At 36.3% G+C, this 12,531-nt stretch carries 13 protein-coding genes and 1 tRNA gene; all 14 read right to left on the bottom strand.

The window, feature by feature from the left end; genetic code table 11:
- Positions 1-151: 151 nt before the first annotated feature.
- Positions 152-242, bottom strand: a tRNA-Ser gene (locus tag CSUIS19072_RS04230).
- Between the two features lie 43 nt (positions 243-285).
- Positions 286-966, bottom strand: coding sequence for an orotidine-5'-phosphate decarboxylase (gene pyrF, locus CSUIS19072_RS04225; RefSeq protein WP_086242180.1), 681 nt, complete (start codon positions 964-966; stop codon positions 286-288).
- The gene (gene nusB, locus CSUIS19072_RS04220) at positions 963-1,361 is read right to left on the bottom strand and encodes a transcription antitermination factor NusB (protein ID WP_086242181.1); all 399 of its coding nucleotides are present in this window, start codon (positions 1,359-1,361) and stop codon (positions 963-965) included. Before nusB ends, pyrF begins: the two co-directional genes overlap by 4 nt.
- A 1-nt stretch (position 1,362) precedes the next feature.
- Positions 1,363-1,833 (bottom strand): 6,7-dimethyl-8-ribityllumazine synthase, encoded by a 471-nt coding sequence (ribH, locus tag CSUIS19072_RS04215; protein WP_086237700.1) that lies wholly within the window; start codon positions 1,831-1,833, stop codon positions 1,363-1,365.
- 9 nt (positions 1,834-1,842) lie between these two features.
- Positions 1,843-2,166 (bottom strand): DMT family transporter, encoded by a 324-nt coding sequence (locus CSUIS19072_RS04210; protein ID WP_086242182.1) that lies wholly within the window; start codon positions 2,164-2,166, stop codon positions 1,843-1,845.
- A complete protein-coding gene (locus CSUIS19072_RS04205) occupies positions 2,163-2,489 on the bottom strand; it encodes an SMR family transporter (protein ID WP_086242183.1) in 327 nt (108 codons plus the stop codon). Before CSUIS19072_RS04205 ends, CSUIS19072_RS04210 begins: the two co-directional genes overlap by 4 nt.
- Positions 2,479-3,282: a 3-deoxy-8-phosphooctulonate synthase gene (gene kdsA / locus CSUIS19072_RS04200; RefSeq protein WP_086293527.1), complete on the bottom strand. Its 804-nt coding sequence runs from the start codon at positions 3,280-3,282 to the stop codon at positions 2,479-2,481. The genes CSUIS19072_RS04205 and kdsA overlap by 11 nt, the downstream gene beginning before the upstream one ends.
- 59 nt (positions 3,283-3,341) lie before the next feature.
- A complete protein-coding gene (locus CSUIS19072_RS04195) occupies positions 3,342-4,334 on the bottom strand; it encodes a type II asparaginase (protein WP_086293525.1) in 993 nt (330 codons plus the stop codon).
- Positions 4,335-4,437: 103 nt separating this feature from the next.
- A complete protein-coding gene (locus CSUIS19072_RS04190) occupies positions 4,438-5,331 on the bottom strand; it encodes a DMT family transporter (RefSeq protein ID WP_086237705.1) in 894 nt (297 codons plus the stop codon).
- 195 nt (positions 5,332-5,526) lie between these two features.
- A complete protein-coding gene (gene nifJ / locus CSUIS19072_RS04185) occupies positions 5,527-9,078 on the bottom strand; it encodes a pyruvate:ferredoxin (flavodoxin) oxidoreductase (RefSeq protein WP_086293523.1) in 3,552 nt (1,183 codons plus the stop codon).
- A 280-nt stretch (positions 9,079-9,358) separates the two neighbouring features.
- A complete protein-coding gene (locus tag CSUIS19072_RS04180) occupies positions 9,359-10,015 on the bottom strand; it encodes an HAD family hydrolase (protein WP_086293520.1) in 657 nt (218 codons plus the stop codon).
- Complete coding sequence (locus CSUIS19072_RS04175) at positions 10,005-10,844, bottom strand: mechanosensitive ion channel family protein (protein WP_086293518.1); 840 nt, start codon at positions 10,842-10,844, stop codon at positions 10,005-10,007. Before CSUIS19072_RS04175 ends, CSUIS19072_RS04180 begins: the two co-directional genes overlap by 11 nt.
- Before the next feature lie 2 nt (positions 10,845-10,846).
- On the bottom strand, positions 10,847-11,863 hold the full coding sequence (locus CSUIS19072_RS04170) for an OmpA family protein (protein WP_086237709.1): 1,017 nt from the start codon (positions 11,861-11,863) through the stop codon (positions 10,847-10,849).
- A 278-nt stretch (positions 11,864-12,141) separates the two neighbouring features.
- Positions 12,142-12,531, bottom strand: a complete 390-nt coding sequence (rpsI, locus tag CSUIS19072_RS04165; RefSeq protein WP_086237710.1) for a 30S ribosomal protein S9 — start codon at positions 12,529-12,531, stop codon at positions 12,142-12,144.

The following is a 12,531-nucleotide window of genomic DNA, read 5'->3' as shown; positions in this document are numbered from 1 at the left end:
AAAAGCCTTCTAAGGTTGCTGAGCTTTCGCTCAGATTTTATAAAACAAATATGGTAACACTTGCGAAGTAAAAATAAAATAACACAAAACTAAGATAACAATAAAATAAATAAAAATAGAAAATGATTGATAAAAATGTATTGAAATTCAGTGGCGGACAGAGAGGGATTTGAACCCTCGAAGCCCGATTAAGACTTGCACCCTTAGCAGGGGTGTGGTTTCAGCCGCTCACCCATCTGTCCTAAAAAGAAGTGGAATTATACTAATTATAGACTTAAAAGCTACTTAAATTTGGCTTAGTATCTTTTGAGCGATCTCTTTGGGATTGGTAGCTGTGTATATAGGTCTGCCAACTACGATAAAATCGGAGTGATTTTCTATGGCTGTAGCTAAATCAGCCACCCTTTTTTGGTCTGCGTTTGCTTCGCCAAATGGGCGAATTCCAGGCGTTAGAGTGATGAAGTTATCGCTTGTGACTCCTTTAATAGCTAGGCTTTCATAAACTGAGCATACCATTCCATCTAAGCCCGATTTATACGCTATTTGAGACATATTAATCACGCTTTTTTTAATATCAGAGTTATAAATAGCTTTAAATCCACTATCATCAAAGCTAGTCAAGGCTGAAACTGCTAGTATAAGTGGTCGTTTGGGGAGTAAATTTAGCCTATCCATAACCGCTCTCATCGCTATTTCTCCAGCACTTGCATGGATATTTATCATATCTACGCCAAGCGATGAGATGACTTCACAAGCATCGGCCATAGTGTTTGGTATATCGTGAATTTTAAGGTCTAAAAATATCTTAAAATCGCTAATATTTTTTAACTCTTCTATAAATTTCGCCCCATCTCTAAGGTAAGCTCTAAGCCCAACTTTAAGCCACAAATCAAGCCCTTTAAGCTCCCTAGCAAGAGCTAGACAATCATCCTTTTTAGCCATATCTAGTGCTACACAAAGCTTCATTTAAGCTCCTTTGCGATTGCATCTAAAACGCCATTTATAAGCTTGATTGAAGACTCAGAAGATAGCTCATTGGCTAAAATTACAGCTTCATTTATCACAATGGCTAAATCTATATCGCTATATCTCATCTCATAGGCTCCAAGGCGTAGAATTTGTCTTTCTACACTGCCGATTTGATCTAGCTTCCACTTGCCAAGATAGTTATTAAGCAAGGTATCAATGCTATTAAGATTATCTAAAATTCCATTATATAAAGCGATTGTGAAGTTTTTTTGGTCGTTTCTAATCTTTTTTTCTTCTAAATATTCATTGCTAAATTGCTCCATCTCGCTACCCATCTCTTTAGCGTAGAGTAAGCTTACTACAGATTGTCTCACTTGGTGTCTAGTAGCCATTTTAAGCCTTTAAATTCTCATATAAACCAAGCAACTCAATAGCTCCAGCCATAGCTTCAAAGCCTTTATTTCCTGCTTTTGAGCCTGCTCTTTCGATGGCTTGTTCTAGATTATCCACGGTTAAAACGCCAAAGGTTACTGGCTTATCATATTTTAGCGTTATATTGGCTATGCCTTTTGTGGTCTCAGCACTGACATAATCAAAATGCGGAGTGGAGCCACGGATCACGGCACCTACGCACACTACAGCATCAAATTTGCCACTTTGTAAGGCTCTTTGAAGTGCCATTGGTATCTCAAATGCCCCAGGCACCAAAATCAAAGATAAATTCTCGCTTTTACCACCATGGCGTAAAAAAGCGTCTTTAGCCCCTTCAACCAATCTATCTGTGATAATGTGGTTAAATCTAGCGTTGATTATAGCTATTTTTTCATCGCCTTTTAGGGCTAAATTTCCTTCTATTATATTCATCTTAACTCCTTAAATTAATTTCAACATTATTACACTAAAAATTATTAAAAATAGATAAACCGCCTTTGGGATAGTGAATTTCTCATCATTAAAGACCACCCCCACGGCTACAGCGCCAACAGCACCGATACCAGTCCAAACCGCATACGCTACAGACATTGCAAATTCATTCATAGCATAGCCAAGTAAGGATAAAGAGCAACCAAAAGTAGCTATTAGGAGTATGAAATTTAAGAGCTTAGCAATGCTTTTGCTTTTTGACATTTGGTTTAATACAATCACTCCTAAAACTTCACAAACCCCAGCCCCAAATAGTGCAATGCTATATATCATGCTTGGCTCCTTTTAAGCCCTAAGACGCCGATGATAATAAGCAAAATAAATAAAATTCTAAGAAAGCTAATGCTCTCATTATTAAAATAGTTAGTGATAATCTCAGCACCTACTATAAATATAGTCCCAAAGCCAATAAACATAGTATATGCCACGCTCACACTAAGATACTTAAAACTTAGCATAAATGATAAAAAGCTACAACAGACCAAAATAGCCGTAGCAATCCACTCAAGCGGAGCGTTAGCGTATTTTAATCCATAAGCCCAACTCGCTTCAAATGTAGCCCCAACAATAACCCAAAAAAAGCCCTTATTGCTCATTTAAAGCGTCCCTAATCCTTTTTATCTCATCTAAATTTAATTTTAGTTTATCTAGGCTAAGCATATTTGGGCCATCACACATAGCTTCGCATGGATTTATATGAGTTTCATAGAAAAATCCATCTACGCCCACAGCCGCTGCAGCCCTAGCAAGATATGGCACAAATCTGCTATCGCCACCGCTTGTAGAGCCATTCGCACTTGGCATTTGAACGCTATGAGTCGCATCAAAAACAACAGGAGCAAACTCCCTCATAATAGGCAAACTTCTCATATCCACTACTAAATTTCCATAGCCAAAAGTGGAGCCTCTCTCGCATAAAAATACCCCATTTTCTCTAGCTATTTCATAGCCAAATTCGCTTATTCCCCTTGTTTCTAAGACCTTTTTTACGCTATGCTTCATCGCATCTGGGCTTAGAAATTGCCCCTTTTTGATATTTACCATAGCTTTGGTTTTAGCTGCTGCTACAAGCAAATCTGTCTGGCGACATAAAAACGCTGGTATTTGTAATGCATCTGCTACTTGTGCTGCGGGCTTGGCTTGATAGCTTTCGTGAATGTCAGTTAAAATTTTAAAGCCAAACTCTCTTTTGACCTCATCTAAAATTTTTAGCCCATTTTCAAGTCCTGGCCCCCTAAAGCTACTAATACTTGTGCGATTAGCCTTATCAAAACTGGATTTAAAATAAAAATCTATCCAATCTAAATTTGCTATTTCTGCTAATTTCTCAGCAACTTTAAAAACCAAATCCCTACTCTCAATAACACAAGGCCCCGCTATTAATATCATCTTTACACCTTAAATTTAATTTTAATTGGCAAATTATAGCTAAATATTGCTAAACCTATTTAATATTTTAAGAAATAATCTTGAATTTCTTGAGTATTATTAGTTTTAATTAGTGCTAACATAAATAAAACTCTAGCTTTTTGCGGATTTAAATCCTCAGCACTGATAAAACCAAGCTCTTTATCCCTATCGCTTATGGCTACACGACCACTTACAACTCTTGAGCTTACAACTACCTTAAGTCCTTGCTTCATAAGCTCTTTTAGGGCGTTTTTTTGATCTTCGTGTATGCTTCCAGCGCCACTTCCAGCCACTACTATACCCTTAGTGCCATTAGCAAATAGAGCCTTTGCTGCTACGGCGTTGCCGTCATTTGAATAACTATAGAGTATATCTACTTTTGGCAAATTTGTGATTTTGCTTATATCAAATGGAGTATCTTTGGTGTGTGCTTTTGTAGCGTTATTATAAAAAAACGCCTTACCATCTACGATATAACCCAAATCACCAAAATCAGGCGATGAGAAAGCGTCTAAATTTAAAGTATGTGTTTTAACCACGCCTCTAGCACTTAAAATTTTATCATTCATTGCTACCATAACGCCTTTGCCTTTAGCGCTTGGATTTGCCGCTAATGCTACGGCGTTGTAGAGGTTTTTAGGGCCATCTGCACTTATAGCTGTTGATGGTCGCATAGCACCTACTAGCACTACTGGTTTATCACTTTTTAGCACAAGGCTTAAGAAAAACGCCGTTTCTTCCATAGTATCTGTGCCATGCGTAATGACTATGCCATCAACCTTGCTTAAAAGCTCATTACAACGCTTAGCGAGTTTAAGCCAAATTTCATTTGTCATATTTGAGCTATCAATATTGGCGATTTGTTCACCTGTAATATCAGCCAAATTTTTTAACTCAGGCACGGCTTTTACTAACACATCAATACCCAAAACTCCAGCCTTATAGCCTGTAGTAGCTAATTCACTATTAGCACTTCCTGCTATCGTGCCACCTATAGCTAAAATCGCCACCTTTGGCTTTACCTGTGCCATACTCACTCCTACCAAAAAGAACCATTATACAAAATAAAAGTTTTCTCATACCTTTATCCCTTCAAAATAAATTTAATTGTATATAAAAACTCATTAAATTCGACTAAAAACGCAACGCGACCAAAACTCCAGCCCCAATAATCATTATAATACCCAAAAACGCTAAAGAGCTTGGCAAAGGATCGCCTAAAATCAACCCAAAAATCATACTAAAAACCACATCGCTATATCCCACAGCTGCTACTACACCAGCTTTTTTGCTTGCGGCGTAGGCTTTGGTAAGATAGATTTGAAACCCAGTCGCAAGCAATCCCATCACAATCACTAGCCCCCAGCCATTTAAGCTAGGCATTACAAATGGACTAATCAAAAAATCCAAATTTGGCTTATAATAAAAGCTCCCAATAATCATTGATAGTAGCGGAATGGCACTCCCACATAGCATAAATGATAAGACAATTGCCCTAGTATCATAGTGCTTTCTAAGTCCTCTAATGCTCGTATATGCCATCGCCGCACCAATCCCACTAAGCAAACCTATATACTCATCTTTGTTAATTCCAAGTGTTGGCTCGATTACAAACAAAATTCCAACAAACCCAATAAAAATCGCAAACCAACTAAGATAATTAAGCCTCTCTTTAAAGATAAAGGCCGCAAATAAAGCAGTAAAAATCGGACTAGTCTTAGAAAATGTAAAAGCTGTCGCAAGGTCTATATGAGCGATATTATAAAAAAACGCATATAACCCAATTGTCCCTATAATCCCACGAAACGCAAGTAGCCAAAATTTGCCACCAGATTGATGAAGTGGCTTTTGATAAATCATAAAAATAATAAGAAATAGCCCGATGATATTACGGAAAAAGACAATCTCAATGGAGCTAAGCTCACTGCTTAAAATCTTCGATAATGCCCCAGTCCCAGCAAAGAGCATAGAGGCAATTAGCATATAGTAGATGCCTAGATGGCGAATTATAAATTTATTGTATCTCATTGTTTTACTTAAATTTGATTTTAAATCTGTAATATTAATTAAATTTAATTTAATTTAAAATAAAAAATATGGATTTATGGAAGCTATTAAAAGTGATAAGCCACGGAATTCCGTGGCGATGAAGGAGTAAAACAAATCAGTTAATAGCAAAATTATATAACTGATTTGGTAAATAATCAGTCAAAAAAGTTAAATTTAATTTAACTCATCACTATAATCAGCTGCGGCTAGGCGTTTTAATTGTCTATAGCGTCGCTTAGCGTCGCTTAAATTTTGAGCAAATAGCTCATCAGCGTGACTAGGATTTATTTTTTTAAGCGAGTTATAGCGAACTTCATTTAATAAAAACTCCTCATATCTATCCCAGTTAGGCTCTTTTGAGGTAATTTTAAGCGGATTTTTACCTTGCGAAACTAGGCTTGGGTCATATACATATGTCGGCCAGTATCCACAAGCCGTGGCTAACTCAGCTTGCTCTCCTGACATAGTAAGACCGCCTTTAATGCCGTGAGCGATACATGGAGAGTAAGCTATAATAAGGCTTGGGCCATCATATGCTTCAGCTGCGGTGATAGCTTTTATAACATTTGCTTGACTAGCATTTAGATTGATTTGAGCTACAAAAATATTACCATAAGTCATAGAAATTTGACCCAAATCTTTCTTTTGGACTGCCTTGCCACTAGCGCTAAATTGTGCTACTGAGCCACTTCGGCTAGATTTTGAGCTTTGACCGCCTGTGTTTGAATACACCTCTGTATCAAGCACTAAGACATTGACATTTTCTCCACTTGCTAATACATGATCTAGCCCACCATATCCAATATCATAAGCCCAGCCATCGCCACCTATAATCCATTGTGATTTTTTTGCTATGTATTGCTTTAGGCTTAAAAGCTCTTTTGCCCCTTCAAAATTTGAATTTGCTTCAAGAAGTGGGACTAAGGTATCTCTAATGCTTTGAGTGGCGATCCTATCATTTTTATTAGCTAGCCAGTCATTATATAAAGCAGCAATAGCGTTTGGTGCTTTGTCTTTGGTATTTAGCATAATGCTCTCTACTCTATTGCGGATAGTTTGCATAGCTATCTCCATACCCATACCAAACTCAGCATTATCTTCAAAAAGCGAATTCGCCCATGCTACGCCGTTGCCAGTTTTATTAGATTTTCTATATGGAGCCGACGGGGCTGATCCACCATAAATAGAGCTACATCCAGTAGCATTAGCTACCATTAATTGCTCCCCAAATAGTCTTGTAATTAGGGTGATATATGGGGTTTCGCCGCACCCAGGACATGCGCCGTGAAATTCAAATAAAGGTTGAGCAAAGCCTGAGCCTTTGACACTTTGCTTATTCATCAAATCATCTTTATATACTACTTTTTTAAATAGATAATCAGCATTTTCTTGCTCGCCCTTTTCTATCTCGCCATTTAGTGGCACCATTACTAGGGATTTCTCTTTGCTTGGGCACTCATGAGCGCACAGCTCACAGCCTGTACAATCTAGTGGGCTTACTTGAATTTTATATTTTAATCCAGTTAGCTCCTTGCCTTTAGCGTCAATTGCTCTATCTTTTACGCCTTGTGGGGCATTTGCCATCTCATTTTCATCTATTAAAAATGGTCTAATAACAGCGTGAGGACATACAAAGGCACATTGATTACACTGGATACAATTCTCCTCTATCCATTTTGGCACCATTACCCCTACGCCTCGCTTTTCAAATTCTGTTGTGCCAGATTCAAAAGAGCCATCTTCATACCCCACAAAGGCTGAAACTGGCAAATAATCCCCACGAGCTGCGTTCATAGGCTTAACGATATTTTCTACAAAATCGCTACCTTTGTATTTATCCTCTTTTACATCATCGCTTAAATTTACCCAGCTTGGATCAATATCGATTTTTACAAGCTCACTGGCACCCTCATCAATGGCTCTATAGTTCATCTCTACAATTTTATCGCCCTTTTTATGATAGGTTTTGTAAGCATACTCTTTCATATATTTTTGAGCTTCTTCATAGTCTATAATGCCTGAAAGCTTGAAAAATGCCGATTGCATAATTGTATTTGTGCGATTTCCTAGACCTATTTCATAAGCTAATTTGGTAGCATTTAGGATATAGAAATTTGCGTTTTTTTGTGCTAGAATGCGTTTTACTCTATTTGGGATTTTCTCTATCGTTTTTTTGGCGTCCCAGATGGAATTTAATAAAAATGTCCCCCCATCTCTTAACCCATCTACCACATCATAAATATCCAAATATGCCGCCACAGAACATGCTATAAAATGCGGATTTGATACTAAATATGTAGAGCGGATAGGGTTTTTGCCAAATCTTAAATGGCTTCTAGTATAGCCACCTGATTTTTTACTATCATAAGCAAAATATGCTTGAGCGTATAAGTCTGTTTTGTCCCCTATAATTTTAATTGAGTTTTTATTTGCTCCTACTGTTCCATCGGCTCCAAGCCCATAAAATAAGCACTCTATACAATCTTTATCACTTAGTGAAATTTTATCCCCTACTGGTAATGAAGTAAATGAAACATCATCTATTATCCCTATTGTAAATCCATCTTTTGGAGTAGGTGAATTTAAATTTTCATAAACTGCTAACATTTGAGCTGGATCGACATCTTTTGAGCTTAAGCCATATCTTCCGCCTACGATAATTGGGGTATTTTCTTTGCCATAATATGCAGCTTTGATATCTAAATATAGTGGCTCACCTAAACTGCCTGGCTCTTTAGTGCGGTCTAATACTGCTATTTTTTCTACTGAAGTAGGCATTACATCAAACATATGCTTAATACTAAATGGTCTATATAGATGGACTTTTAGCACGCCTACTTTTTCGCCTTTTGAATTTAGATAATCCACCACTTCTTCAAGAGTTTGAGTTACTGAGCCCATTGCTACGATAACTCTAGTGGCATCTTTGGCACCATAATATACAAATGGGGCGTATTTCCTACCTGTAACCTTAGATATTTCATCCATATAATACGCCACGATATCAGGGATTGCGTCATAAAATTTATTTGTTAGCTCTCTAGTTTGGAAGTATATATCATCATTTTGGGCTGTTCCTCTAATCTTTGGATTTTCTGGATTCATAGAAGTGCGTCTAAACTCTTCAACCGCCTCTTTATCAAGCAATCTATCAAATACACTATAATCCATCACTTCGATTTTTTGAATTTCATGGCTAGTTCTAAACCCATCAAAGAAGTGCATAAATGGCACTCTACCCTTAATAGCACTAAGGTGAGCTACTCCAGCTAAATCCATTACTTCTTGGACTGAGCCAGTTGCAAGCATAGCAAAACCAGTCTGCCTACAAGCATATATATCTTGATGATCGCCAAATATAGATAGAGCTTGAGCAGCAATAGAGCGAGCCGCAACATGGATTACTCCTGGTAGCATTTGACCTGCGATTTTATACATATTTGGAATTTTAAGCAATAGCCCTTGAGCGGCTGTAAATGTAGTAGTCAATGCTCCAGCTTGAAGGCTTCCATGCACCGTTCCAGCTGCTCCTGCTTCGCTTTGCATCTCTACTACTTTAACAGGCATACCAAAGAGATTTTTCTTACCCTCACTAGCCCATATATCCACATGGTCTGCCATAGGAGAGCTAGGAGTTATGGGGTATATTCCAGCAACCTCAGTAAAAGCATATGATGCATATGCTGCTGCTTCATTACCATCCATGGTCTTCATAATTTTATTCATCTATATTTCCTTTCTAAGCTTAAATTTTACTACAAGGGATAGAAATTTAAAGACTTATTTTGGTTTAATTATTTTACTTAACTTAAGATTGGTAATTATATTATAAAAACTTAAAAACTAGGTTAATTATAAATTTATTTTTATATAAATTATCAGTTATATTAATATTAAATAGCTCAAAATATGATTTTACCATAAATTTATATCAAAATAATCGAAAAAAATTATCTGAATTTATTTAATAAATTTATAAGTTTTAAATAAAAATTCAATGAATTGTTTATAAATTAACTATATTTTGAGCTATAATATACTCTATAGCATTTAAGGCACTAGAGCAAACATAATCACAAATCAACTCCAAATTCTCCCTACTATCATATCCACAAGTAACGCCGATACTAAAAATACCAACACTCTTAGCAGCTTTAGCATCCATTGGTGTATCTCCTATCATATAGATATTTGAAGTTTTACCAATTACTTCTAACGCCTTTAAAATCGGCTCTGGATTTGGCTTTGGGTGAGTTACATCATCTCTACCTATTACAACGCTAAAATATTTTAAAATTCCCAAATTTTCAAGCAAATTTTTAGAATACAAAGAGGTTTTAGTAGTAACAACACCTAAATTTGCAAATTTACTAGCCTTGCTAACTGCTTCAAATCCGCCTGGCAAAAGAGTAGTTTGAGATAGATAGTTTTGCCTATAATCATCTTTGTAAATTAAGATAAAGGAGTCTATAAGGTGCTTTGGCACACCAAGGGAAGCAAACATATACTCAAGCGGATGGCCAATTAGCGAATAGATTTGCTTCTTTGTAGGTTGGGTAAGATTATGCTCTTTAAAAGCTTTATAAAATCCATTTAAAATAGCCTCCGTAGAGTCTATAAGCGTCCCATCAAGATCAAATAAAATGGTAGGTTTATTGCTCATTATCATCTCTTTTTTCATAAATATGATGAGTTATAATCTTTGGATATGGTATGCTAATTCCACTTTCGTCAAATGCAATTTTCACACTCTCAAGCATAGAAGATTGTGCTGAAGTATAATTCTCATTAAGCACCCAAAATTTAGCCACTAAATCAACGCTATGCTCTCCAAGGGCGCTTACTGATACGCTTGGAATTGGGTCTTTTAATATTAGCTCATTTTTGATTGCTAAATTTAATATCAGCTCTTTTACTAACTTCAAATCATCTTTATAATCAACGCTAAAAGATAGATCAATCCGCCTTGTGGGAGTTATAGAAAAATTGATAATTTTGCTATTTATAACCTGTTTATTTGGGATAATTATGCTTTTGCCATCGCTAGTTGCTATACACATATTAAATAAATTTAGCTCACTAACAACACCGCTACTACCACCAATCTCTACACTATCTCCAATTTTAAATGGTCTAAAAAATAGAATCAAAATCCCAGCACCAACATTGCTAAATGAATCCTTAAATGTCATTCCTATGCCAAGTCCGATTGCACCAAACATAGCTATAAATGATGTAGTTTCAATGCCAAGGTTAGCAAGTGCGGCGATAATAACTATGATTAAAAGGATGGTTTTGGCTGCATTGATGATAAAACTAGCTATTAATTTATCAACTTTAGCTCTAATAATAACTCTTTGTAAAATAAGACAAATTCTACCTACAACCCACTTTCCAATAAGAAATATAAGTAGTGAAAAGAGAAGTCTAAGGCCATATTTGGCAAGTAATGCCAATATGACCGTATAATCAAAACCGGTTATAATCTGCATAATTAATTTCTAAATTTAGCATCAACACGGCGATTTTGAGCGCGTCCCTCTTTAGTTTTATTTGTAGCAATTGGGGATAATTCGCCATAACCAATCGTTTGAATTCTATCTTTGCTTACACCCATTTTGATTAGCTCGGCCGCGACTGCGTTAGCTCTTCTTTCAGATAGTTTTTGGTTATACTCTTGTGAGCCAGTAGAGTCAGTATGACCCTCTAATATGACTTTATACTCTTGATTTGCATTTAAAACCTTAGCTACTTCATCGATTTTAGCGATATATTCTGGAGTTAGAGTTGCACTATCACTTGCGAAATTGGCATGTAAATTTAGGTTTAATCTAATTACTTTTTCACAACCATTTTCATCAACTACAGCTCCAGCTGGGGTATTTGGACATCTATCTTTGCTATTTAATACACCATCATTATCATCATCGCCATCTACTAAATTTGGTTGAGTAGGTGCTACTGGAGTGGCGATAGGCTCAGCTTTTGATGAGCTACCAAAGCTACTAGCAAAACCTAAAGTGTATAAAAATGTGTTATCTCCGTCTTTAAAATTAATAGCATCTCTAGCTTCTAATTTAAGAGAGAAATTATCTACAACTTTAAATTTAAATCCAAGACCAGCTTGACCAAATCCATCATCACCAGCATCATTTGCCTCACGACTAAGATCTTGATAGCCAGCACCTGCTAAAGCATAGATAGAAAATCTATCAGTTAAGGCAAAATCTTTGACTAAATTTACAAAATATCTAGCAATTCTTGTATCATATCCTACTGCTTTGCCATTTTGATCTTCAAATGTAGCCTTTGGAGTATAGTCAAATCCTAACTCAATTTGGCTTAGCCATGATAGATCTAGATTTCGGCCTAATCTAAGACCTATTAATTTTTGGTCATCAATGCCTTGAGTTCCTTCTGGATGAGCGTATCCGCCAACTATGGTTAATTCATACTTGTCAGTTGCAAATAGTGCTGAAGCCGCACAAAGTGCCAAAACGATTTTTTTCATATTAATTCCTTTATAATCAATTATAGATTGATATAGGAATAATACATTAAATCGCTTTAAAACAATATAAAAGATTGATAAATGAGATGAAAAATCGGAGTTGAAATCTCAACTCCGAAACTATTACAAAAAGGAGGTTTATCTGTTGGACATTGGAATTATAAGCAAACAATATTAACTTAATGAAAATCTATTATAAATTTTTACTAAATATAGAAAATTAAATTTTAAAAGAGATCCAAAAGCCAAAAAAGCTTTTGGAAATTTTGATAAAGATATTATCTTTTTGAGAATTGTGGGCTTCTTCTTGCTTTTCTGCGACCATATTTTTTACGCTCAACAACACGGCTATCGCGAGTTAGAAGACCTTGTGGTTTAAGAGCAGCTCTAAAAGTAGCATCAATAGAAGCTAACGCTCTTGAGATACCATGGCGAAGTGCTTCTGCTTGAGCTGAATATCCACCGCCTAAAGTTGTAGCAGTTATATCCATAGAAGTCTCTTGCTTTGTTACTAGTAGGGGTTGAACTACTTTTAATTTGATAGCTTCGTGTCCGCCAAGCCAGCTATTTAGATCCATACCATTTACTGTGATTTTGCCGCTACCTGGTTTTACCCAAACCTTAGCAACTGCTGTTTTTCTTTTACCTGTTGCGTATGTTGTTGCCAT

This window comes from Campylobacter sp. RM19072 (assembly GCF_024723485.1).
Classification (GTDB): domain Bacteria; phylum Campylobacterota; class Campylobacteria; order Campylobacterales; family Campylobacteraceae; genus Campylobacter; species Campylobacter porcelli.
Note: the sequence above shows the minus strand (reverse complement) of the source record. Positions and strands in the feature narration are given on the sequence as shown.